The sequence below is a fragment of the Halorubrum sp. SD612 genome (genome assembly GCF_002135005.1).
Map to the genome: position 1 here is coordinate 1 of NZ_NEWI01000050.1, position 20,164 is coordinate 20,164.

Genomic DNA, 20,164 nt, shown 5'->3' on the forward strand with positions numbered 1-20,164 from the left:
GCGGGGCGCGGGCTCCCTGGGTGGCGGGTGGCGCCGCGCCGCGGGGTGCTGCACGCCCGGGTCGTGGGGAAGGAGGAGGTGGGCTGGGTGGGGCGGGGGGGCGGAGCCGCGGGCGGCGCCGGGGGGCGCGGGTGGGAGGCGCGGCGTGGGCGCCGCCGCCGCCGCCGGGGTGGCGAGCGCCGCCGCGGTCTCGGGCTGCTGGCCGGTGAGGTGGAGGTGGTCGGCGGCTGCGAGCGTGTCGCGGTCGAGCCCGGCCGCGGAGAACGACTCGTTCGCGCCGTCGTTCGCGAGCATGAGCAGCTCGCCGCCGCCGTCGACGATGACGTACTTCACCGATGTCGGCTCGGCGGCGTCGACGAGTACCTGGCCGGGATCGACGCCGGCGCTGGCGAGCTCGCGCAGCGCCAGCGCGCCCGACTCGTCACCGCCGACGCTGCCGTAGACGACCGACTGGCCGCCGAGGTCGACGAGCCCGACCGCGACGTTCGCGGCGCTGCCCCCGCCGGACTGTTCGAGCCGGTCGATCCGCGTCTCGCCGTCCGGTTCGGGGAGGCTCTCGACGTGGATCGTCACGTCCCAGTTGATGTGGCCCGCCGAGACGACCTTCGGCACGCGGCCGCCGTCGTCGGGGCCCCGGTCGGGGTCGCGGTCGACGGCGGGATCGACTCCGTCGTCAGCCCCGCCACCGGCAGTCCCGCCGCCGGTGTCGCCGGCGGCGGTCCCGTCGCCGACAGCGCCGTCAGCGTCCGCGTCGCCTCCGCCGTCGGGAGCGTCGCCCTCCCACTCGTCGACCTCGCGGCCCCACGCCGCGACCGTCTCGTCCCAGTCGTCGACGCCCTCGCCGTCGCCAGGTTCGGACGCGATGTCGTCGTCGCCCGCGCCGTCGCGTCCGCTCATGGTTCCGCCCACGGCTCGGCCGCGCCCTCGCCGAACAGCTCCCGCATCAGCGTCACGATGCTCTCGGGCGGGAACTGCCCCTGCTCGGTGACGATCGCGTCCATGTACCGCGGCGGCGTCACGTCGAACGCTGGGTTCTCGACCGCGATCTCACCGATCTCCCCGCGGGTCTCGGCGTCGATGACCTCGCTCTCGTCCCGCATCTCGATCTCGACGGTGTGGCCCGTCAGCGTCTCCGGGTGGAGCTTGATCGTCTGTGCCGCGGTCATGATCGGGACGCCGCGCTCGCGGGCGTTGACCGCGAGCCCCGAGGTGCCGATCTTGTTGATGACGCCGCCGTCGGCGGCGATCGAGTCCGCGCCGACGACGACGTGGTCGACCTCGTCGAGGTACCGCCGCGCCGCGGAGTCGACGATGAGCGTGACGGGGACGCCCGCGTCGCGGAGCTGTTCGGCGGTGATGTGGCCCTGCTGGCGCGGGCGCGTCTCCTTGACGACCGCCGAGATCGACTTCCCCTGCTCGACGGCCGCCTCGATACACGCGAGCGCGTCGGTGGAGTGGCAGTGGGTCATCACCGTGTCGCCGTCGGCGAGGCGGTTCGCGCCGACCCGCCCGAGGTCCTCCTGCGCGCGGTCGAGCTGGCGGACGAACGCCTCGCTCGCGTCGGCGACGCTCAGGCGGAGTCGGTCGACCGAGTCGCCCTCCATCCGCTGGAGGACGTATCGGAGCGCGTTGGGCAGCGACACCGCGGTCGGGCGCGTCTCGCGGAGCGTGCGGGCCGCGGCGCGCATCGACGCGCGGAACGCCGCGGGGTCGCTCGCGGTCGCGTCCGTCGCGGCCGCCGCCTCCGCCTGCTCGGCGAGGGCCTCGGCGGCCGCGGAGGCGATGGTCGCCGCGCCGCGGATCTCCATCGTCGCGATCGACTCGGCGGTCTCGCGGACCGCCGGCGCCGGCTCCGTGTCTGTCATACCGATCCGGTAGCCGCCCGTGTATTTATAAAACCGGCCGACTGCCGGCGCCGCCGCCACTACTCCGCGTCCGGCTGCTGGCCGTAGCTCTCGAACCGCTCCTCGACGGTCGCCATCTGCTCGTCGGTGAGGACGTGCGGCTCGCCGACCGCGGACGCGCGCAGGTAGAGCCGGCAGATGTCCTCGACGTGGCGGGTGTTCTCGACCGCCGTCTCCACGTCCGGGCCGGTGACGACGAGCCCGTGGTTGGCTAAGATTGCGGCGTCGGAGTCCGCCTCGGCCATCGCGGCGACGGCGTTCGCGGCCAGCTCCTCGGTCCCGTACGGCGCGTAGTCGGCCAGCGGCACCTCACGGCCGACCGCGGCGATCATGTAGTGGACCGGCGGGAGCTTCCGGCCGAGCGTCGCCATCGTCGTCGCCCACGGCGAGTGGGTGTGGACGATCGCGCCCGGCCGGTCGTGCCCGTAGATGCCCGTGTGCATCGGCACTTCGCTCGACGGCGCCATGCGCCCGGCGAGCCGCTCACCGTCCAGCGACACCACGGGCACGTCCCCCGCGTCGAAGGAGTCGTAGGGGACGCCGGTGGGCGTGACCGCCACCGCGTCGCCGTCGCGGACGCTCAGGTTCCCGGTCCGGCCGGGCGTCAGATCGGCGAGCGCCGGCGCGTACTCGACGACCGCGTCGCGCGCCTCGCGCAGGAGGTCGGGGTTCGCTCCCGGCTCGGGGTCTCCCCCGGCGTCGTCGCGGGTCACGCCGCCACCTCCGTCAAGTCGGTGAGCGCGTCGAGCCGACGGTCGGGGCGCTGCCGCGCCGAGAGGTCCGCCTCGGCGGGCGCGTCGCCGTCGGCGACGAAGAGGGCGGTGTCGAGACCGACCGCGTTCGCGCCGGCGACGTCCGTCTCGGGGTTGTCGCCGACCGCCAGCGCCTCGCTCGGCGGGCGGTCCAGCTCGGCGAGCGCGGTCGTGAACGGGAGCGCGCTCGGCTTCTCGCGGCCGACCTCCTCGGAGGTGACGAGCAAGTCGATCCGGTCGTCGACCCCGAGCGCCGTGAGCTTGCGCAGCTGGATCCGCGTCGTCAGGTTGGTCACGACCGCGACGTCGATCCCGGCCGCGTCGAGCGCGTCGAAGGCCGGTTCGACGCCGTCGCAGGGCGACATCTCCGCGAGGAATCCGTCCCAGTAGGCGTCGCCGGCCGCCAGCGCGGCCGCGACGTCCGGCTCGCCGGAGCGACGGTACAGCCCGCGCTTGAAGTAGACGTGCCGGTCGTGGCAGGCGGCGGTGGTTCGCGTCTCGCGTTTCGCCTCCCGTCGACCGGTCGCGTAGAGGTCGTCAAACGCCGCGCGGTCGAGCTCGTACCCGCGCTCGCGGAGGGCGTCGAGCGCGGCCCGCTTGCCCGCCTCGTTACAGGGGGCGTACGGGTACAGCGTGTTGTCGAGGTCGAAGAGGACCGCCTCGTAGCTCATGGGCGGACTCGACGCGGCACCGACTTAACTGTGATTCGACGCGGCGACACCGCGCGGTCGAGAAGCGGAGACCGCGCCTCACTGCTCGTTCATCGCCTCGCTGGCGATGTTGCGGCCGCGGGAGTTGAGCGCCACCTCGCGGCGGATCCGGACCTCCTCGACCACTTCGAGCTCGACCAGCCGCTCAAACGTCTCCTCGACGTCGTCGACGTCCATCCCGAGGAACGAGGGGATCTCGAACGGCGAGACGCCGGAGTACAGCGCCATCAGCACCTCGCGGTCGCGGCTAGAGAGGTCGACGTTCGTCGACGACCGCTCCTCGCCCTTCCGGAGCCACGACTCGACGAACCGCATCCGGCTCGGGTCGCCAGCGACGTGCGTCTCGATGCTCGTCCCCTCGTCGTCCGTGTGCGATACCTCGATGACGGGCTTTTTCTCGCCGTTCACCGTGCGCTTCGCGGCGTCGAGCCCGCTGATGTCGTCGAGGTCGAACTTCACGAACGCGCCGCGCTCCAAGGCGGCGTTGAGCCCGTTCTCGTCGATTTTCACGCGGGCCTGCTCCCACTCGGTGTCCTGGACGACGCCCCCCTCGATCGCGGGGTGTTTCGCCATCACGGTCTTCTGGTCGAGCAGGGCGCGGTAGACGTCGCGCTCGAACGACTCGTGGTCGGAGGCGGCGACGAGCATGACCTGATCGCCTAAGTCGAAGCTCACGTAGTTGGAGACGCGCGCGACGGACTGGTTCGCGTCGTGGCGGCCGCCGAGCCGCTCCAGCTTCGACAGCGGAATCGTCCGCTTCCCGTCGTTGCCGGCCAGGATTAGCCGCCGGTTCGAGAGCAGGACGCGCCCGGGCGTCCACGAGACGTCGCTCACCTTCCGCCCCTCGCGGACCGCGACCGCGAACTTCGCCTGCGTGTCGGTGATCTTGTACTCGCCCTGGTCCTGCGCCATTTACGGACCCCCCGCGCGGAGCTTCGAGACGGCCGAGAACACGCGCTTCCTGACGGCCTGACTGTCGTCGTCCGCGTACTCTTCCAAGCGGTTGAGCGTCTCCTGTCCGCCGATCTGTCCGAGGACGAACACCGCCTTCGCGCGGGCGTCCTCCGGGTGTTCGGGGCTCAGCTTGTCGAGCAGACGGTCCTCGACGACCGGCCCGCCGAGGCTCTTGAGGCTCGTGGCCGCGAACTGCGCGGTCTGCGGGTCGTCGTCCGCGAGCGCGTCGGCGAGCGCCTCCACCGCCGTCGACGCGTCCGGGTCCGCCACCCGGCCGAGGATCCACGCCGCGTTCCGCCGCTGGCGGCTCTGCTGGCCGTCGGTGAGGATCTCGACGAGCGGCTCGACGACGGTCGCGTCGTCGGCCGCCTTCAGCTCCGAGACCACCTGGTCGCGGACCGCGTGGCTCTGTTGGGTGGGCACGTTCGAGAGCAGCTCGATCACCGAGTACACCGCCGCGTTGCGCACGACCGCGCTCTCGTCGCCGAGCGCCCGCGCGAGCGGCTCGACCGGTTCGGGCGTGCTCGCCTTCCCGAGGGCCCCGGCCGCGATCCGGCGGATCGACTCGTCGCCGTCGTCGAGCAGGTCCAACAGCGGCGACAGCGCCTCGTCGGTGCCGATCGTCCCCAGCGCGTTGGCCGCGGCGCGGCGCACGCGCGGGTCGTCGTCGTCCAGCCGCTCGCGGAGGCCGGGGACCGCTCGGGCGTCCGCGAAGGTCCCGCAGGCCTGCGCCGCGCGGAGCCGGACGCGGGCGTCCTCGTCGTCGAGCGCGCCGACGAGCGGCTGGACCCCGCTCGCGTCGTCGAGCCGCCCGAGCGCGTTCGCGGCCGCCATCCGGAGCTCCGGGCGGTCGGCCTTCAGCGCGCGGGCGAACTTCCGCGCGGTGACCCACTCGGCCTCGGCGTCGCCGCCGCCGCCCGTGAGCTCCTCAAGGAGCTGTTGGAGCGCTTCCTCGCCGATCGCGTCGAGCGCGTCGACCGCCGACCCGCGGACCTCTGGGTCGTCGTCCGTCGTCGCCGCGCGGAGCAGCCCGTCGACCGTCGCCTGATCGCTCTCCTCGCCGACTTCGCCGAGGAACTCCGCCGCCCGCCGCCTGACGGCCGCGCTGTCGCTGCCGAGCGCGTCCCGGAGGCGCTCCGCGTTCCCGTCCCGGGCGTGCTGGTACAGCGACATCAGCGCCTCCCGAACACCCGTCGTCGCTTGTCGATCGGTTCGTAGCGGTCGGTGCGGTCCGGGGGGACGCTCTCCGTCATCCCCAACACTAAGACGCCGTCGTCCGCCAGCGACGCCTCCAGCGTGTCGAACAGGGCGGCCTTGTGGTCCACGTCGATGTAGATCAGCAGGTTCCGGCACAGCACCACGTCGAACGGGTCGCGGGCGCCGTCGCGGATCAGGTCGTGCGTCTCGAAGTCGACGAGGCGCTTGACCGCCGGGCGCACCTGAAACGTGTCCTCGTCGCGCTCGACGTACTTGTCGGGGTCGGAGAGCGGCTCCAGCTCCTCGGCGATGTCCGTTGTGCGCGTCGTGTGGTAGACGCCTTCGCGGGCGTTTTCGAGGGCTTCCTCGCTGATGTCGGAGCCGAGCACCTCGATCCGCGACTCGTCGATCTCCGGGTCGTCCCGGGCCAGCATCGCGACGGAGTACGGCTCCCGGCCGTCTGCCGAGGGCGCGGACCAGACGCGGACGCGCCGCTGATCTGCGGTCCGCTCGCGGAGCACGTCCCGGAGCACGTCCCACATCTCCGGGTTTCGGAAGAACTCCGTCACGTTGATCGTGAGCGCGTCCATCAGCGCCTGCCGCTCGTCGGCGTCCTCGCGGAGTATCCGCTCGTACTCGGCGTGCGACTCCGTGTCGCGCCGCCGCATCCGCGCCGTGATCCGGCGGTCGAGGTACGACTCGTTGTAGTACCCCGGCTCGAACGGCACCGTGTCGTCGATCTGCCGGAGGACGCCTTCGAACGCCGTCTCGCCGTCGTCCGCCGACCCGCTCATAGGCTCACCACGTCGAGGACGGCCACGACGTCCCCGTCCCCGAGGACGGCCGTGCCGCTGAGGCCCGGCGTCCCCGAGAGCGGGCCGTCGAGGGGTTTGACGACCACTTCCTCCTGGTCTAGCACCGCGTCGCAGTGGAGCGCGACCTTGCGCGTCTCCTCGCGGATCCGGACGAGCATGCCGTCGTCGCTCGGGCCCTCGCCGGACCCGTCGGGCGCCGCGGGGTCGGCCGGGACGAACCCGTCGTCTCCCGGCTCGTCGGCCGCGACGCCGCCGTCGGCGGCTGGCGTCTCGGTCGGCCGTTCCGCCGCGGTCGGATCGATCTCGCCGAGACGTTCGTTCAGCCGGACGACGGGGTAGAGGTCGTCCTCGTGTCTGACGACCTCGTCGCCGTGGACCTCCTCGACGTCGTCGGCGCGGGCGACCTCCGCGATCGACTTGATCGGGATGCCGTACTCCGTGCCGCCCACGTCGACGAACATCACCTTCACGATGGCGACGGTGACCGGGAGCCGGAACCGGACCGTGCTCCCCTCGCCGGGCTCGCTCTCGATCGAGACGGAGCCGTCGAGGTCGCGCGCGGTCGTCCGGACCACGTCCATCCCGACCCCGCGGCCGGAGACGTCGGTGACCTCCTCCGCGGTCGAGAAGCCGGGGTGGAAGACGAGGTCGTACACCTCGTCGTCCTCCATCGCCTCGACCGCCTCGCGGCTCTTGACGTCCTCGTCGACCGCCTTCTCGCGGAGCTGGTCGGGGTCAAGCCCGCCGCCGTCGTCCGACACCTCGATGATCACGTGGTCGCGCTCGCGCTCCGCCGTGAGCGACACGTGGCCGGTCGGGTCCTTCCCGGCCGCTTCGCGCTCCTCGGGCGACTCGATCCCGTGGTCGACCGCGTTCCGCAGGACGTGGACGAGCGGGTCGCGCATCTCCGTGAGGATCGTGCGGTCCAGCTCGACGTCGTCGCCCTCGATCTCGAAGTCGATCCGCTTGTCGAGGTCCCGCGAGATGTCGCGGACGAGCCGCGGGAACGAGTCGGACACCTGCGAGAACGGGATGAGCCGCATGTCCATCGCCGTGTCTTGGAGGCTGGAGGCGAGCTTGTCGAGCTCGTCTAAGGCGTCCGACTCCGCGTCCGTCCCCTCGATCTCGCGGCGGAGCTTGATCCGGCTCGTCACCAGCTGCTCGACGAGCCCGTACAGCTCGTCGACCTGATCGACGTCGACGCGGATCGACTTGATCTCGTCGCCGGACTTGGAGTCGGTCCCGCCGGCAGACCCGGAGTCGTCCGACGGCGAACTGGAGTCGTCCGACGGCGAACTGGAGTCGTCCGACGGCGAACTGGAGTCGTCAGCGGACGGCTCGGCTTCGCCGTCGTCGTCGGACTGGTCGGGCTCGTCGTCCGCGTCGGCCGCGGCCGGCTCCGCCGCGCCTTCGGCGTCGATCTCGCCCGAGTCAGCGTCGCCGGGGTCGGCGGGTTCGGGCCCGGCGTCGCCCGACTCGGCGGCGGCGGACTGCTCGGGGGCCGCCGATTCGGCGTCCGGGTCGCTCGATTCGACCTCGGCGGCGTCGCCGCCGCCGACCGCGGCCGCCGTCACCGCCTCGACCTGCGTGAGCGCCCGGAGCCCCTCGGCGACGACCTCGGGGTCGGCGCCGCCGACGAAGGCGTCGAACCCCTCGTCGTACTCGCCGTCCTCCAGCGCCTCGGGCGCGGGGTCGGTGGCGTGCCCGTCGAACTGCTCGTCGAGGGCTTGGAGGACGAGCGCCGCGTCGACGCCCGGCATCTGGGCCTCGCCGACCGTCACGTCCGCGTACGCGACCGGGTCCGGGAGGTCGTCCGCGGCCGCCGGCGGCTCCGGCACCGAGATGTCGGGGGCCTCCCCGTCCGCGTCGGCTTCGGTTCCGCCATCATCGTCACCGCCGGCGTCGCCTTCGTCGGCCGCGGCATCGCCGGCGCCGCCGGCCGAATCGCCGTCTCCGCCGGCGTCGCTCCCGCCGACGGTGCCGTGCTCCTCCATCTCGCGCAGGCGCGATTCGAGGTCGGAGGGGTCCGTCGACACCTCGCCGGTGTCGGCGATCTCGTCGACCATCGCCTCGACGGTGTCGACCCCCTCGAAGAGGAGGTCCATCAGCTCGGGCGTCACCTCGCGGTCGCCCTGCCGGACCGCGTCGAGCAGGTCTTCGAGGGCGTGCCCGAAGTCGGAGACGCCCTCGTACCCCATCGCCGCGGCGTTGCCCTTCAGGGTGTGAGCGACGCGGAACACGTCGTCCATCGCCTCGGCGTCCTCAGGGTCCGCTTCGAGCGCGAGCAGGGCGTTGTTGAGGTCGGTGATCCCGTCTTCGGCCTCGGCGACGAACGCGGCGCGGTGGGAGTCCATCAGGCCTCACCCCCCACTATCGCGCCGGCGACGTCGTCGAGGTCGCACACCGCGTCGACGCTGCCCGTCTCGACGGCGCGCTTCGGCATGCCGTAGATGACGCAGGTGTCCTCGCTCTGCGCTAGCGTGTACGCCCCGGCGTCGGCCATCGCGCGGATCCCCTCGGCCGCGTCCGAGCCCATGCCGGTCAGCACGACGCCGACGAGCGGGTCGTCGATCACCTCGGCCGCGGAGCGCATCGTCACGTCCGCCGCGGGGGTGACAGTGTGGGAGTCGTCGTCTTCGTCGAGCTTCACCCGGAGCCGCCCCGACCGGTAGCTGTCGATGCGTGTGTGGCTTCCGCCGCGGGCGACGAGCGCCTCGCCGGCGCCGATCCGGGCGCCGTCGCTCGCCTCCCGCACGTCGTACGCTGAGGCCTCGTCGAGCCGGTTCGCGAACCGCGAGGTGAACGCCTCGGGCATGTGCTGGACGATCACCACGCGGCAGTCCGCCATCGGCAGCGCCGACAGCACGCGCTCGACCGCGTTCGGGCCGCCGGTCGAGGCCGCGATCACGACCGTCAGCGGGCCGTCGACGTCCGCGGCGTCCGCCTCCGACGCGGCGTCCGGCGAGCGCGACGCCGCGGCGCTCGGATCGTCACGCTCGCGGGTCGCGGCGTCGAGGTCGGCGTCCGCAACCGAGCGCACCGCCTCGACGAGCCGGTCCGACTCCCGCGAGACGCCGGTGGACACCTCGCCGCCCGGCTTCGCGAAGAAGTCGACCGCGCCCCGGTCGAGCGCCTCGAAGGTGACTTCTGCCCCCTCGTCCGTGTGCGCGGACAGCATCAACACCGGCGTCGGCGTCTCCTCCATCAGGCGCTCGACGGCTTCGAGCCCGCCCATTCCGGGCATCTCGACGTCCATCGTCACGACGTCGGGGCGCGTCTCGGCCACCACCGAGAGCGCCTCCTCTCCGTCCCCCGCCTCGCCGACGACCGCGACCCCGGCGTCGCTCAAGAGGTCGCTTATCAATCCCCGCATGAACGGAGAATCGTCGACGACCACCACCCGCGGCGACCCGTCCCGACCGCCGCGCCGATCCGTCGTCCTGCTCATACTCCACAGCGCGCCCAGAATCAGCATAAATCCACGGACCCAGTAATCACCCCTGATAATTCAGGGAACACGGTTATTTGTCGGTTCACCGCAGGTACGGGCATGGCAGCCACAGAGGCGGACGCCGAACCGACCAAGGTGCTGGAGTTCGGCCTGGGCGACGGGACGTACTGTCTGGACATCGGCGTCATCGACGAGATCGTCGACGCCGGCGAGCTCACGCGGATCCCCAACTCGCCGGACCACGTCGAGGGCGTCATGGACCTCCGCGGCCGGACGACGACGATCGTCGACCCGAAGACGCTGTTCGACATCGACGAGGCCGGTCCGCGGGAGCGGATCGTCGTCTTCGACGACGACGAGATCGACGAGGGCGGCACGGTCGGCTGGATGGTCGATGAGGTGTTCCAGGTTCGCGACGTCTCGCCCGAGGACGTCGATCAGAGCACTACCGTCGAGGACGAGGGCGTCCGCGGTATCGTCAAGTCGGACGACCGGTTTGTCGTGTGGGTCTCGCCGGACGTCGACGAGGCCATCGCAGGCGACCTCGACGACGTCGAGGCCGCGGAAGCGTAGCCGAGAGGGCGGAGCGAGCGCCGGGCGACCGCGTCGGCGACCCCGTCGGCGTCCGCCGGCGGTCGGTTCTCACGGGTGAGAACCGGGTGCCAACGCTTATCAGCCGTCCAACGGGTCCCTACGTATGCGCGTCTCAAGCGGCGTCCCGGGGTTCGACGACCTCGTCGACGGCGGGTTCCCCGAGGACCGCCTCTACGTTGTCAGCGGCCCGCCCGGGAGCGGGAAAACGACGTTTTGCTCACAGTTCGCGGCCCAAGGCGCTCGGAACGGCGAGGACGTCCTCTACATCAGCATGCACGAGACGAAGGACGGGATCCGCGAGGACATGAGCGGCTACGACTTCGGGTTCGACCGCGCGCTCGACTCCGACCGCGTCACCTTCCTCGACTCCTTCTCGTCGGACGGCCGGCGCTTCTTCGGGCTCCCCGGCGACCGCCGCGACCGCTCGGGGGTCACCAACCGGCTCACCGGGTTCATCAACTCCCGCGACATCGACCGCGTCGTCTTCGACTCGACGATGCTGCTGCGGTTCCTCTTAGACGACGACGAGGACACGATGATCCAGCTGCTCTCCTCGCTGAAGCGGACCGACGCGACGACGCTTCTGATCTCCGAGATGACCGACCCGAGCGCGTACTCCGAGGAGCACTACCTCGCGCACGGCGTCGTCTTCATGCACAACTACCTCGAAGACGAGGGGATGCGCCGCGGGGTCCAGGTGCTGAAAATGCGGGGAACGGACGTCGACACCGACATCCAAGACGTGGAGTTCACCGACGGCGGGCTCCGCGTCGGCCCGGCGGCGACGGTGACGCACTGATGTACGACCGCACGTTCGGCACGGAGTGGGACGACCTCGCCCGCGAGGAGGCGGTCGAGCGCGCCTTCGCGCTGGGCGTCGCGGCCGGCGTCGACAACCCCCGCCCGGAGGAGCTCGACCGCGTGCTGGAGACGTTCTCGGGGGGCTACGACCGGAGCATCGTCGAGCTGGCGTACGACGAGGGGCGAACGAAGGCGCTGGAGGCGAAGGCGGAGCGGGACGACCCGGAGGACGAGGCTGTCTGGTCGTCGCTCGTCGACGGCGCCGGCGCACCGCGCGAGTCTCCGGTGCCGGCCGCGCTCCCCGGGGCGATACGCGAACTGACACTCACCGACGGGCCGCGGGAGGGCCCGCCCTCGTCGCTCGACCTCCCCTCCATGCTTCGAAAGTGATCCCTCGGAAGGGTTTTACCCGACACACTCTCACGTCCACAAAATGACTGTGCTTCCCGACGCTGTCCGCGGTGCCGACAGCGTCCTCATCAGCGGTCCGCCGATGAGCGGGAAGTACGACCTGTTCAACCGGCTGCTCGCAGGGTGGTCCACGGGCCCGGTCGTGATCTCGACGGGACGGACCGCGGAGAAGGTCCGCGAGGACTACGAGGAGCTGACGGGGGCGGACGGCGACGACGTGGTCGTCATCGACTGCGTCACCCACGAGCAGGGCGACAAGCGCGAGGACACGCCGGCGACGAAGTACGTCGCCAGCGCCGGCAACCTCACCGACATCGGGATCAAGTTCACCGACATCGTCGAGTCCTCCGTGGGCCGCGACCGCGCAGTCGGCGTCTACTCGCTGTCCCAGCTGTTGATGTACTGGGAGCCAGAGCGTATCTACCGGTTCACCCGGGTAATGACCTCGCAGACCTCCGGCGAGGGGTGGCCGTTCGTCGGGGTCGTCGGCTCGACCGCCCACGACGAACAGGTCGTTCACACCCTCCACGAGCCGTTCGAGGTCGTCGTCGAGACCCGCGTCGACGACGACGCGCGGGAGTTCCGCGTCCGTGGCCGGGTCGGCCAGCCGTCGGACTGGGAGCCCTTCTGAGCCGGGAGCCGCACCGTGGCCCGAGATCTCCGCGGCTCGCGTCGAACCGGCCTCACCCCACCAGTTCGAACTCCGCGCCGATCGGGGGCGCGTCGACGAGCCCCCAGTAGACGAACCGGTAGGTGCCGTCGCCCAGCGGCGGGCAGACCTCCAAGTCGACGCCGTCGACCGCGTCGGCGATCGCCGACTCGGTCAACGTGATGTCCCAGGAGTACGCCGAACTCGTGTCGAGCGACGCCTCGGTCCGGGGGAGTTCGACCGCCTCGCCCGAGGTGGAGCCGCGGATGTCGAGCCACCCCTCCCCCGTCTCGCGCTGGAGCGAGTAGGTGGATTCGCCGAGCGTGGCGGCGGGAGCGTCGCCGGTGTTCCGGAGGACGAGCCGGAGCGACTGGCCGTACGTCTCGGTCGCTCCCTCCGTGGAGAGCTCAACGGTCGTCTCGTCCGTCTCGACGAGGGTCTCGGTGACCGACGCCTCGAACGGCTGACCGAGGCGGACGAACCCATCGTCGTCGCAGGTCAGCGTCGCCGGCGTTCCCTCCGGGCCCTGCGGTCCGTCGCCCGCCGCGAAGTCGAGACAGCCCGCCGTCGCGACGGACAGGGCGAGCGCGCTCCCGGCGAGCGCGTCGCGTCGCGTGTGGTCCATACGGGTCGAACGAACGCCACCGGCATGAACCGCACGCGTCGTCGCGGGAACGACCGCGGATGTCGGTCGAGCGACACGCGATCGGCCGAGCGGTTCGGAACCGCTTTGCCCTCGGCCGGCGGATGGCCCCGCATGGAGCTGTTCGGATCGAGTGGCATCCGCGGGGTCGCGCTGCGGTACCTCACGCCCGCGCTCGTCCTCGACATCGCGAAGGCGGCCGGAACGGTGTGGGACGCCGACCGCGTCGCCGTCGCGCGCGACACGCGGACCACCGGCGAGCTGTTCGCGAACGCGGCCGCGAGCGGCCTCGCCGCGGTCGGCTGCGACGTCGACCGCCTCGGCGTCGTGCCCACGCCCGCGGTCGGGAACTACTGCGAGTCGGCGGGGATTCCCGCCGTCCTCGTCACCGCCTCGCACAACCCGCCGGAGTTCAACGGCATCAAGCTGGTGGGCGCCGACGGCGTCGAGCTCTCCGTCGACGTGTTAGAGCGCATCGAGCGGCGCGTCCTCGACGACGAGTACGACCACGCCGACTGGCGGGCGGCCGGCGCGACGACGCCGGTCGAGGGCGCCGTCGACGACTACGTCGACCAGCTGACCGCCGCGGTCGACCGGGAGGCGATCGCCGACGCCGACCTCACGGTCGCGGTCGATCCCGGTCACGGCGCCGCCTCCGTGGCGTCCCCCCGTATCTACCGCGAGCTCGGCTGCGAGGTGCTGACCGTGAACGCGACGCCGGACGGGCACTTCCCCGGGCGCGACTCCGAGCCGGTCCCGGAGAACCTCGCGGACCTCTCGCGGCTGGTCGCGACCTCCGACGCGGACGTGGGGATCGCGCACGACGGCGACGCAGACCGTGCCGTCTTCGTCGACGAGCGGGGGCGGTTCGTCGACGGCGACACCTCCTTCGCGGCGCTGGCGGACGCCTGTCTCGAACCGGGCGACGCCGTCGTCAGCGCGGTCAACGTCTCCCAGCGGCTCGTCGACGTCTGCGCCGCCAACGACGCCGACCTCGAACTGACACCCATCGGCGCGACGAACATCATCACCCGGACGCGCGACCTCCACGACGAGGGGGTCAACGTCCCCATCGCCGGCGAGGGGAACGGCGGGCTGTTCTTCCCGCCGTACCGGCTCTCGCGGGACGGGGCGTACATCGGCGCGCGCTTCCTCGAACTGCTCGCGGCCGCGGACGGCGCGCCCGTCAGCGAGGTCGTCGCGCCGTACACCGACTACCACTTCGTGCGGGAGAACGTCGAGTACGCGGACGACGACGAGCGCGACGAGATGCTCTCGGCCGCCCGCGCCTACGTCGAGACCGCCGACGCGGAGCCGAACACGACGGACGGTTATCGGCTCGACTACGGCGACGCGTGGGTGCTGGTCCGCCCCTCGGGCACCGAGCCGAAGATCCGGATCTACGCCGAGTCCGCCGACGCCGACCGCGCCGAGCGGCTGGCGGCGGACATGCGCGTCGCCGTCGAGAGCGGGCGGTAGCGCAGGCTATTTGATACTCGAAACTGCGGTGGCGCGTGCCTGCGAGCGGCCGCCACCGGCGGCCGCGAGACAGCACGCGCGAGGGACGCGGCGACCGGAGCGAAGCGGAGGGAGCCGCGAGGTTGGGGAGGCGTGAGGCGCGGTCGCGGGGCTTTGGCGGTGATTGCCGGCGATCCGCAGTCGATTACTCATAAACGGTCGGCCGAGACTCTGGTGGGGCTCGCCGCCGATCTACCGGGATCAGGTTGTTAACCGACAGCCGAGACCTCGACCGCGGCCGCGACACGGGGACGTGTTTATAAGTAGCGTCAGTCCAGCGCCGCCAGCGCCTCGGCCGCCTCGCGAGCCGCTTCGAGGTGGTCGCGGGCGTGCCGCGGGTCGTCCGTCTCCTCGGCGGCGCGGGCGAACCGCGTCAGCGTCCGGGTCAGCGACGCGCGGGCGGCGCCGACGCCCTCGGCGTCGTCCGTCAACTGAGGCGGGGTGGGTCGCCCGGACTCGGGCGGTCGGGAGTCGGGCCGCCGCGGCTCGGGCCGCTGGGAGTCGGACTGCTGCGGCGGCGCTGACCCCTGCGGCGGCGCCGATCCCTGTGACTGCACGGCAGCCGAGCGGGAGGGCCGCGACCCCGCACTCTCGGTCGCACCGGACTCGGTCGTGGCGGAATCGGTCACACCGGAGTCGGCACCCACCGAGCCGTTCTCGGCGACGCCGTCCGCCGCGCCGGCGTCCACGTCCGGCGGGGCTCCCGTCGCCTCGGTGCCTCCCGCCGCGTCCGGCTCCGCCGCGGTCCCGGTCGCCTCGTTCGCCCCCGCCGCGCCGCCGGCCTCGTTCCCGCAGGTGGGACAGAACTCGCGACCGTCGTGACGGAAGATGGGGTCGCCGCACTCCTCGCAGTGGCGGTTCGTCATCGTCGCGCCCTTCAGGAGGAGCTCGGACATCCGCTGGGTGTGCTCGCGCTTCTGCTCGTCGTCCGCGAACTTCTCGCGGAGCTTCTCGCGTTCCGCCTCCTTGTCGAAGTCGTCGCTCATGGGCTGACGAACGTGGTTCGCGGGCAAAAGTCCGGTGGGCCCGGGACGAGCCGTGGCGGGAGCCGACGGGCGCCGTCGGCCCGCGGGCTCACTCCTCGGTGACCGTCCGGTCGTCGGGGTCGAGCTCGCCGCGGTGGATCTTCGCGCCGTCCTGCGCGACCTGTCGCCCCAGCACCGCGCACTTCACGCGCATCGGCGAGATGTCGACGCCGAGCATCTCGGTGACGTCGTCGGTGTCGAGCCCGTCGAGTTCGTCGACGTTCATCCCGTGGAGCCGCTCCGAGAGCATGCTCGCGGAGGCCATCGAGATGGCGCACCCGTCGCCCGTGAACCGCACCGCCTCGATCGTCTGCTCCTCGTCGTCGAGGTCCACGTCCATCCGGATCGTGTCGCCACAGGAGGGGTTCTCGCCGACGTGCGTGAAGTCCGGATCCTCGAGTTCCCCGTAGTTTCGCGGGTTCTTGTAGTGGTCGAGAATCTGCTGTCGGTACATGTCCGAGCCCAGTCCCATACTGGCGCACAGTATGCCGCTCCGGCTCAAAAGGGTTCCGTCGAGCGCGATCGTTTATAAATAGGTGAGAGTCAAACGACGAGTGAGTACGGAAAGTGCGGTGGCGCGCACCTGCGAGCGGCCGTCAGCGGCGGCCGCGAAGCCAGCACGCGCGAGGGAGGCGGCGGGCCGGCGTGGCGGCGCCCGCGCCGGTGCGTCCGCCGAGGCTGGGGAGGTGTGAGGTGCGGGGCCGAGCGGTACGGGGTGGCACTCGAAGGGGCAGTCGTGAGGCGGGCAAAGGCGGTGTACGTACCACAGCGACAGAGTGGAGCGACTGAGCGAGGAACGCAACGAGCGTGCGCCCGGCTCGCGACTGGGGCTTCGGTGGTGTCCGTCGGCGCCCCCCGGAACGAGTCCGGACCGACACATCAGCCTCGGTCAGGCCGCGTGCTCGTCGACCCACGCCGTCAGGTCGTCGCCCGAAATGAACCCGTCGGCGCGCCGCGCGACCGGCTCGCCGTCGACGAAGAGGACGAACAGCGGGACGCTCCGCACGTCGAACCGCTCGACCAGCGGCGGGTCGTCGCGGGGATTCACCAGGCCGACCGCCAAGTCGGCCTCGGCGCCGCGGGCCACGTTCCCGATCACCGGCTCCATGCTGGCACAGATGCCGCAGCCGTCGGTGTAAAACTCCACGAGCGCGGCGTCCGCGTCGGCGACGAAGGCGTCGAGAGCGTCCTCGTCCGCGAGCGAAACGGGCCGGTCGGTGCCGGACGATCCGGAGGAGGGCGCCTCGGAGGCGTTCGAGGCAGTATTGGACTCCATACGCATTATTGGGCGTCGACGGTGATAACTGCTTCCGTCGACGCGGTCGGCGTCGGAGAGAAGAGCGCGAGGGCGCGTCGGCGGGAATGACCGGCGTCGCTACGCCGGTTCGTCGGGCTCGGGCTCGGTCCGCCACCCGCCCTTCAGCGTGACGTACCAGACGGAGGCCCCGGCGAGGACGAAGACGGCCCCCATGTACGGGATGATCGGCAGCTCGACACCGACGAAGTCGAGCACGGTCCGGAGCTCGTAGACGATCACGCCGAAGATCGCGAGCGTCACGAGCAGCCCGCCGCGAGAGATGTCGACGCTCATCGGACCACCTCGACGAGCGAGGCCGAGAGGTCGGCGACGGCGCCGAACAGCGGGGCGGCCGCGTCCGCCAGCGCGTCGAATAGCGGCGCGAGCCACACCGGATAGGTGCCGACGCCCGGTCCGAGCAGTCCGCCGCGGTTGATGATCGCCGCGATCGGCAGCGCGTACGCGAGGACGACGAGCGTGAGCGCGATGCCGACCCACAGGCGGAGGTTATCGAGCACCTGCGGCGCGTCCTCCGCGCCGGAGACCGGACTGGGGAGCGGCTCCGCGAGCCCGGACACCTTCGGGTTCCCCATCGTCAACACGAGGTTCCCGAGGAAGAGGATCGTCGAGACGAAGAGCAGGGTCCCGCCGATCGCGATCTGGATGTTGAGCTCCTCGAAGCCGCCGAACATCGTCGGGTAGTCGAAGCCGGAGTACTCCGGCTCGGCGGTGCGTCGCGGGACGCCGAGGAGCCCCTGCGCGTGCATCGCGTTCGACATCAGCGCCATGCCGATGAACCAGAGGACGACCTGGAACAGCCCGATCTGGCTGCTGTAGATCGGCTTGTTGCTGATCTGCGGCCAGATCCAGTAGGTCCCGGCCATCATCGTCAGCGCGACCGCGGTCCCGACGGTGAGGTGGAAGTGACCCGGCACCCACAGCGTGTTGTGGATGAGGTAGTTGATGTTCATCCCGGCGTTGACCATGCCCGAGAAGCCGCCGGCCGCGAACATCAGGCCGGCAAGCATCATGCCGGTGAACTCCGGCTTGCGCCACGGGAGGTTCGTGAGCCAGCCTAACAGCCCGGTGCCGCCGCGCTGACGGGCGCCGTACTCGACGCTCGCGACGACCGTGAACGCGGTGAGCAGGCTGGGCAACAGCAGGAACATCGTGTTCGTCATCGAGATGAACTTGAACCCCTCGGCGATCCCCGGGTCGAGGTACTGGTGGTGGATCCCGACCGGCGTCGAGAGGAGAACGAACAGCACGAACACGACCCGGGCCAGCGGGTCGCTGAAGAGGCGGCCGCCGGCGATCTTCGGCAGGACGGTGTACCAGAGCATGTACGCCGGCATGAGCCAGAAGTAGACGACCGGGTGGCCGAAGAACCAGAACAGCGTCCGGGTGAGCGTCGGGTTCACCTGGTCGATGAAGCCGAGCGACCACGGGAGCAGGAATAGCAGGACGGAGGCGGCGACGGCGGACGAGGCGATGTACCACATCGTCATCGTCGTCAGCACCATGAACGTCTGGAGCGGGATCCGCTCGTCGGGGTGCTCGCGCCGCCACGCGAGGAACGTCCGGAACCAGTCGGCGCCCGCGATCCACGTCCCGACGATGAACACGGTGCGCCCGGCGTAGAACAGCGGGTGCGCCTGAAGCGGCGCGTAGAACGTGTACAGCACGTCCGCGCTCATGTCGATGGAATCGACGAACCCGGCGAGGATCGAGATCCCCGTGAGCGTCATGCCGGTCGCCATCAGCCCGTACCACGTCCACGTGATCTTGATGTTCAGGAGCGGCCGGTCCAGACTGCGCGTCAGCGCCCAGGTGAACAGCCCGACGAGGAAGAATATCGTGAAGCTGATCACCATGAACACGCCGTGCGCGGTGAGGACGGTGTAGTAGTCGGTCGAGGGGATGATCCGCGCGACGTCGGTCCGGTGGAGCGTCTGGATGATCCCGAAGATCGCGCCGAGCAACAGGGCGAAGAAGGAGCTCAGGAAGGCCGCGCGGACGACCCTCGCCTCGTCCGGGAACTTGTCGACGAACGTCTGTTCGGACTCGATGGCGGTGCTCATTCTGAGTCACCTCCGCGGCTCTCGAACTCCGACTGGCTCACGACGTGGAGCTTCCCCTCCATGACGTGGTGACCCGCGCCGCAGTACTCGTTACAGACGATCCCGTACTCCGTGGGCTCGTCGGTCTCGACCGTGATCTCCGAGACCTCGCCGGGAACGACCATCGTGTTCGCGCTCGTGCCGGCCACCTGGAAGCCGTGGATCACGTCCCGAGAGGTGACGTGTAACGTCACGGTGCTGTTCGCCGGGACGACGATCGGAGTCGGTTCGAAGCCGAACTGGTAGGCGACGACGTACGCCTCGTACTCGTTTTCGCCCACCTGCTCGACCCGGGGTTCCGAGAACCGCTCGTCCTCGTCGAGCGCCCCGGGGTCGACCGTCGACTGCGAGTCGGCGACCATCGCCACCCCGGGGCCGACGGCGCCGTAGGTCACGGTGCCGATGAGCGCGAGGATCAGCACGATGGACAGCGCCAGCCAGAGCTTCTCGTAGGCGTGGATGTGCACGTGTGATCACCCCACTACGACGAGGTCTCGGCCGAGGAACTCTACGAAGTAGATGTACACCCACGCGAGTACCAAGATTGCGAAGTAGATCCCGATGAGCGTGAGCGTGCCGATCGGGTCGAACTCCTCTCCCTCACCGCCGACGTCGTCCGTCGGAGCGTTAACTGCCTCACTTTGGCCCATAGACGGCCTTAACAACAGAGAGCCATATAAGATCTACCCGTTCTCGCACCCTGAAAACACGGGTGTTATATATTTCCGGCGAGCGCATGGTTACGGCATGGACTTCACGATCCAACAGGCCGTACTCCTCGTCCTCGGCGGACTCGTCCCCGCGGTGGTGTTCATCGCCGACCGGGCGGAGTTCGTCGTGGCGGTGACGCTGGTGAACGTCCTGCTCATCTGGGCGAGCCTCCGGATCGCGACCGGCGGGAGCCTGCCGGGATTCGCCGGTGACGCGGACGAGCCGGAACACGCGTAACCGGCCCGAACGCACCGCTGGACCGCCAGATGCGGCCGACTGACCGCCCGGTCCACCGAGTCCCCGCCGTTCCGCGCTTCCGACTCCCTCCCTGACCGCACGGAGTACCACTCGGCCGACGCCCGCGACGTCCGCCGGCCCGTTCTCTCGCGCCTCTCGCGCTCGCCCAGACCGGCGACGTTTTCTCCCGTCCCCTCGCACGGTGACGCATGCCAACCGAGATCCTGCTCACCAACGACGACGGGATCGACGCCGTCGGGATCCGCGCGCTCGCGGACGCGCTCTCTCGCGACCACGACGTGACGGTCGTCGCGCCCGAGAGCAACCAGTCCGGCGTCGGCGGCGCGCGCTCGTGGTGGGAGACGACGGTCGACT

Annotated in this window: 24 protein-coding genes; 7 read left to right on the plus strand and 17 right to left on the minus strand. The window is 70.9% G+C overall.

The features are described from left to right. The 9 genes from B9G38_RS07600 to cheB all read right to left on the minus strand — a co-directional run. On the minus strand, positions 1 to 897 hold an 897-nt coding region (locus B9G38_RS07600; protein WP_143415390.1), incomplete at its 3' end, for a carbohydrate kinase family protein. Beyond that, entirely contained in the window at positions 894 to 1,865 is a 972-nt protein-coding gene (locus B9G38_RS07605; protein WP_086219988.1) for a ribose 1,5-bisphosphate isomerase, read from the minus strand. The genes B9G38_RS07605 and B9G38_RS07600, both read right to left, overlap by 4 nt. A 59-nt stretch (positions 1,866 to 1,924) precedes the next feature. Further along, positions 1,925 to 2,617 (minus strand): class II aldolase/adducin family protein, encoded by a 693-nt coding sequence (locus tag B9G38_RS07610; RefSeq protein ID WP_086219989.1) that lies wholly within the window; start codon positions 2,615 to 2,617, stop codon positions 1,925 to 1,927. Next, on the minus strand, positions 2,614 to 3,327 hold the full coding sequence (locus B9G38_RS07615; RefSeq protein WP_086219990.1) for an HAD family hydrolase: 714 nt from the start codon (positions 3,325 to 3,327) through the stop codon (positions 2,614 to 2,616). The genes B9G38_RS07610 and B9G38_RS07615 overlap by 4 nt, the downstream gene beginning before the upstream one ends. 78 nt (positions 3,328 to 3,405) lie before the next feature. Next, the gene (locus B9G38_RS07620; protein ID WP_049930402.1) at positions 3,406 to 4,278 is read right to left on the minus strand and encodes a CheF family chemotaxis protein; all 873 of its coding nucleotides are present in this window, start codon (positions 4,276 to 4,278) and stop codon (positions 3,406 to 3,408) included. Then, positions 4,279 to 5,493, minus strand: a complete 1,215-nt coding sequence (locus tag B9G38_RS07625; RefSeq protein WP_049930400.1) for a HEAT repeat domain-containing protein — start codon at positions 5,491 to 5,493, stop codon at positions 4,279 to 4,281. After that, on the minus strand, positions 5,493 to 6,311 hold the full coding sequence (locus tag B9G38_RS07630) for a protein-glutamate O-methyltransferase CheR (protein ID WP_049930399.1): 819 nt from the start codon (positions 6,309 to 6,311) through the stop codon (positions 5,493 to 5,495). The genes B9G38_RS07625 and B9G38_RS07630 overlap by 1 nt, the downstream gene beginning before the upstream one ends. Further along, positions 6,308 to 8,686 (minus strand): chemotaxis protein CheA, encoded by a 2,379-nt coding sequence (locus B9G38_RS07635; protein ID WP_086219991.1) that lies wholly within the window; start codon positions 8,684 to 8,686, stop codon positions 6,308 to 6,310. The genes B9G38_RS07630 and B9G38_RS07635 overlap by 4 nt, the downstream gene beginning before the upstream one ends. Further along, the gene (cheB, locus tag B9G38_RS07640; RefSeq protein WP_198945664.1) at positions 8,686 to 9,780 is read right to left on the minus strand and encodes a chemotaxis-specific protein-glutamate methyltransferase CheB; all 1,095 of its coding nucleotides are present in this window, start codon (positions 9,778 to 9,780) and stop codon (positions 8,686 to 8,688) included. The genes B9G38_RS07635 and cheB overlap by 1 nt, the downstream gene beginning before the upstream one ends. A gap of 102 nt (positions 9,781 to 9,882) precedes the next feature. Here cheB and B9G38_RS07645 point away from each other — a divergent pair, with 102 nt between their 5' ends. From B9G38_RS07645 to B9G38_RS07660, 4 genes are all read left to right on the plus strand, one after another. Then, on the plus strand, positions 9,883 to 10,356 hold the full coding sequence (locus B9G38_RS07645) for a chemotaxis protein CheW (protein WP_049930396.1): 474 nt from the start codon (positions 9,883 to 9,885) through the stop codon (positions 10,354 to 10,356). 124 nt (positions 10,357 to 10,480) lie between these two features. Next, positions 10,481 to 11,176: an ATPase domain-containing protein gene (locus tag B9G38_RS07650; protein WP_049930394.1), complete on the plus strand. Its 696-nt coding sequence runs from the start codon at positions 10,481 to 10,483 to the stop codon at positions 11,174 to 11,176. After that, complete coding sequence (locus tag B9G38_RS07655; RefSeq protein ID WP_086219993.1) at positions 11,176 to 11,568, plus strand: hypothetical protein; 393 nt, start codon at positions 11,176 to 11,178, stop codon at positions 11,566 to 11,568. Before B9G38_RS07650 ends, B9G38_RS07655 begins: the two co-directional genes overlap by 1 nt. A gap of 43 nt (positions 11,569 to 11,611) precedes the next feature. After that, entirely contained in the window at positions 11,612 to 12,220 is a 609-nt protein-coding gene (locus tag B9G38_RS07660) for a hypothetical protein (RefSeq protein WP_086215825.1), read from the plus strand. A 52-nt stretch (positions 12,221 to 12,272) separates the two neighbouring features. Here B9G38_RS07660 and B9G38_RS07665 read toward each other — a convergent pair whose 3' ends face one another. Continuing rightward, positions 12,273 to 12,863 carry a hypothetical protein gene (locus B9G38_RS07665; protein ID WP_049930390.1) on the minus strand — a complete coding sequence of 197 codons (591 nt, stop codon included), beginning with the start codon at positions 12,861 to 12,863 and terminating at the stop codon, positions 12,273 to 12,275. Positions 12,864 to 12,995: 132 nt separating this feature from the next. Between B9G38_RS07665 and glmM the strand changes: the two genes are divergently transcribed. Continuing rightward, positions 12,996 to 14,360: a phosphoglucosamine mutase gene (gene glmM / locus B9G38_RS07670; RefSeq protein ID WP_086219994.1), complete on the plus strand. Its 1,365-nt coding sequence runs from the start codon at positions 12,996 to 12,998 to the stop codon at positions 14,358 to 14,360. A 308-nt stretch (positions 14,361 to 14,668) separates the two neighbouring features. Here the strand turns inward: glmM and B9G38_RS07675 are convergent, their stop codons facing one another. The 7 genes from B9G38_RS07675 to B9G38_RS18220 all read right to left on the minus strand — a co-directional run bounded on the left by B9G38_RS07675 (position 14,669) and on the right by B9G38_RS18220 (position 19,491). Next, positions 14,669 to 15,385 (minus strand): Sjogren's syndrome/scleroderma autoantigen 1 family protein, encoded by a 717-nt coding sequence (locus tag B9G38_RS07675; protein ID WP_086219995.1) that lies wholly within the window; start codon positions 15,383 to 15,385, stop codon positions 14,669 to 14,671. Between the two features lie 88 nt (positions 15,386 to 15,473). Continuing rightward, positions 15,474 to 15,896 (minus strand): Fe-S cluster assembly sulfur transfer protein SufU, encoded by a 423-nt coding sequence (gene sufU, locus B9G38_RS07680; protein WP_049930385.1) that lies wholly within the window; start codon positions 15,894 to 15,896, stop codon positions 15,474 to 15,476. 417 nt (positions 15,897 to 16,313) lie between these two features. Beyond that, positions 16,314 to 16,700, minus strand: a complete 387-nt coding sequence (locus B9G38_RS07685) for a co-chaperone YbbN (RefSeq protein ID WP_049930383.1) — start codon at positions 16,698 to 16,700, stop codon at positions 16,314 to 16,316. Between the two features lie 99 nt (positions 16,701 to 16,799). Next, positions 16,800 to 17,015 carry a hypothetical protein gene (locus B9G38_RS07690; protein ID WP_049930382.1) on the minus strand — a complete coding sequence of 72 codons (216 nt, stop codon included), beginning with the start codon at positions 17,013 to 17,015 and terminating at the stop codon, positions 16,800 to 16,802. Continuing rightward, positions 17,012 to 18,802: a b(o/a)3-type cytochrome-c oxidase subunit 1 gene (locus tag B9G38_RS07695; protein WP_086219996.1), complete on the minus strand. Its 1,791-nt coding sequence runs from the start codon at positions 18,800 to 18,802 to the stop codon at positions 17,012 to 17,014. Before B9G38_RS07695 ends, B9G38_RS07690 begins: the two co-directional genes overlap by 4 nt. Beyond that, positions 18,799 to 19,308 carry a cytochrome c oxidase subunit II gene (locus B9G38_RS07700; RefSeq protein WP_086219997.1) on the minus strand — a complete coding sequence of 170 codons (510 nt, stop codon included), beginning with the start codon at positions 19,306 to 19,308 and terminating at the stop codon, positions 18,799 to 18,801. Before B9G38_RS07700 ends, B9G38_RS07695 begins: the two co-directional genes overlap by 4 nt. Before the next feature lie 6 nt (positions 19,309 to 19,314). Next, the gene (locus B9G38_RS18220) at positions 19,315 to 19,491 is read right to left on the minus strand and encodes a hypothetical protein (RefSeq protein ID WP_198945665.1); all 177 of its coding nucleotides are present in this window, start codon (positions 19,489 to 19,491) and stop codon (positions 19,315 to 19,317) included. Between the two features lie 97 nt (positions 19,492 to 19,588). Here B9G38_RS18220 and B9G38_RS07705 point away from each other — a divergent pair, with 97 nt between their 5' ends. Together B9G38_RS07705 and B9G38_RS07710 are read left to right on the plus strand one after the other, a co-directional pair. Next, positions 19,589 to 19,789, plus strand: a complete 201-nt coding sequence (locus B9G38_RS07705) for a hypothetical protein (RefSeq protein WP_086219998.1) — start codon at positions 19,589 to 19,591, stop codon at positions 19,787 to 19,789. A gap of 209 nt (positions 19,790 to 19,998) precedes the next feature. After that, positions 19,999 to 20,164: 5'/3'-nucleotidase SurE (locus B9G38_RS07710; RefSeq protein WP_233127174.1), on the plus strand; the 166-nt coding region annotated here is incomplete at its 3' end.

Excerpts from the sequence above, each read along its gene's own strand:
- B9G38_RS07650 (WP_049930394.1), top strand. The coding sequence starts at position 10,481 with ATGCGCGTCTCAAGCGGCGTCCCGGGGTTCGACGACCTCGTCGACGGC.
- B9G38_RS07685 (WP_049930383.1), bottom strand. The coding sequence starts at position 16,700 with ATGGAGTCCAATACTGCCTCGAACGCCTCCGAGGCGCCCTCCTCCGGA.
- B9G38_RS07625 (WP_049930400.1), bottom strand. The coding sequence starts at position 5,493 with ATGTCGCTGTACCAGCACGCCCGGGACGGGAACGCGGAGCGCCTCCGG.
- B9G38_RS07675 (WP_086219995.1), bottom strand. The coding sequence starts at position 15,385 with ATGAGCGACGACTTCGACAAGGAGGCGGAACGCGAGAAGCTCCGCGAG.
- B9G38_RS07660 (WP_086215825.1), top strand. The coding sequence starts at position 11,612 with ATGACTGTGCTTCCCGACGCTGTCCGCGGTGCCGACAGCGTCCTCATC.
- cheB (WP_198945664.1), bottom strand. The coding sequence starts at position 9,780 with ATGAGCAGGACGACGGATCGGCGCGGCGGTCGGGACGGGTCGCCGCGG.
- B9G38_RS07705 (WP_086219998.1), top strand. The coding sequence starts at position 19,589 with ATGGACTTCACGATCCAACAGGCCGTACTCCTCGTCCTCGGCGGACTC.
- B9G38_RS07655 (WP_086219993.1), top strand. The coding sequence starts at position 11,176 with ATGTACGACCGCACGTTCGGCACGGAGTGGGACGACCTCGCCCGCGAG.
- B9G38_RS07665 (WP_049930390.1), bottom strand. The coding sequence starts at position 12,863 with ATGGACCACACGCGACGCGACGCGCTCGCCGGGAGCGCGCTCGCCCTG.
- B9G38_RS07645 (WP_049930396.1), top strand. The coding sequence starts at position 9,883 with ATGGCAGCCACAGAGGCGGACGCCGAACCGACCAAGGTGCTGGAGTTC.
- B9G38_RS07630 (WP_049930399.1), bottom strand. The coding sequence starts at position 6,311 with ATGAGCGGGTCGGCGGACGACGGCGAGACGGCGTTCGAAGGCGTCCTC.
- B9G38_RS07605 (WP_086219988.1), bottom strand. The coding sequence starts at position 1,865 with ATGACAGACACGGAGCCGGCGCCGGCGGTCCGCGAGACCGCCGAGTCG.
- B9G38_RS07690 (WP_049930382.1), bottom strand. The coding sequence starts at position 17,015 with ATGAGCGTCGACATCTCTCGCGGCGGGCTGCTCGTGACGCTCGCGATC.
- B9G38_RS07635 (WP_086219991.1), bottom strand. The coding sequence starts at position 8,686 with ATGGACTCCCACCGCGCCGCGTTCGTCGCCGAGGCCGAAGACGGGATC.
- glmM (WP_086219994.1), top strand. The coding sequence starts at position 12,996 with ATGGAGCTGTTCGGATCGAGTGGCATCCGCGGGGTCGCGCTGCGGTAC.
- sufU (WP_049930385.1), bottom strand. The coding sequence starts at position 15,896 with ATGGGACTGGGCTCGGACATGTACCGACAGCAGATTCTCGACCACTAC.
- B9G38_RS07620 (WP_049930402.1), bottom strand. The coding sequence starts at position 4,278 with ATGGCGCAGGACCAGGGCGAGTACAAGATCACCGACACGCAGGCGAAG.
- B9G38_RS07695 (WP_086219996.1), bottom strand. The coding sequence starts at position 18,802 with ATGAGCACCGCCATCGAGTCCGAACAGACGTTCGTCGACAAGTTCCCG.
- B9G38_RS07615 (WP_086219990.1), bottom strand. The coding sequence starts at position 3,327 with ATGAGCTACGAGGCGGTCCTCTTCGACCTCGACAACACGCTGTACCCG.
- B9G38_RS18220 (WP_198945665.1), bottom strand. The coding sequence starts at position 19,491 with ATGGGCCAAAGTGAGGCAGTTAACGCTCCGACGGACGACGTCGGCGGT.